This is a genomic window from Mesorhizobium delmotii (assembly GCF_900149755.1).
GTDB classification, from domain to species: domain Bacteria; phylum Pseudomonadota; class Alphaproteobacteria; order Rhizobiales; family Rhizobiaceae; genus Mesorhizobium; species Mesorhizobium delmotii.
This window is the reverse complement of record NZ_FUIG01000025.1, coordinates 1-631: the sequence shown is the minus strand read 5'-3', so window position 1 is coordinate 631 and position 631 is coordinate 1. Positions and strand designations below refer to the sequence as shown.

Sequence of the window (631 nt, the reverse complement as noted above, 5' to 3'; positions counted from 1 at the left end):
ATGACGGCTTTGCCAACGGCGTGCCGGCCGGCGGCGCCACCGACACCTTCGTCTACACCATCATGGACGGCGACGGCGACCTGTCGACGACGACGCTGACCATCACCCTGTCGGACAGCGGCCTGGCGGCCGCCAATGACGACGCCACGGTCAACGAAGCGGCGCTTGCGATCGGCAGCAATCCGCCGAGCCCGGCCGAGACGGTGACCGGCACGGTCGCCGACAACGTCTCCGGCGGCACCGGCCCCTACACCTATGCGCTGCTGAGCAGCACAACCGGCTCGCACGGCACGCTGACCTTCAATGCCGACGGCACCTACAGCTACACGCTGACCGCACCGGTCGACGGCGCCGATGCCAACAACGGCACCAACACGGTCGACAACGTCGAGAGCTTCACCTACCAGGCGACCGACGCCAACGGCAACACGGTCACCAGCACCATCACCATCGACGTCGTCGACGACGTGCCGACGGCGAACGCCAACACCAACAGCGTCGCCGAAGGCGCCATCGCCACCGGCAACGTGCTGAGCGACGCCACCGACGACGTGTTCGGCGCCGACGGTGCGGCCGCCGGTGGCGGCGTTGTCGGCGTGGCCGCCGGCAGCAACACCGCCAGCCCGGTGAG

The 631-nt window shown here is 69.3% G+C and carries 1 protein-coding gene; it reads left to right on the top strand.

Going from position 1 to position 631, the window contains the following annotated elements:
- The coding region (locus BQ8482_RS40090) for an Ig-like domain-containing protein (RefSeq protein WP_208867721.1) at positions 1-631 on the top strand (631 nt) is incomplete at both ends.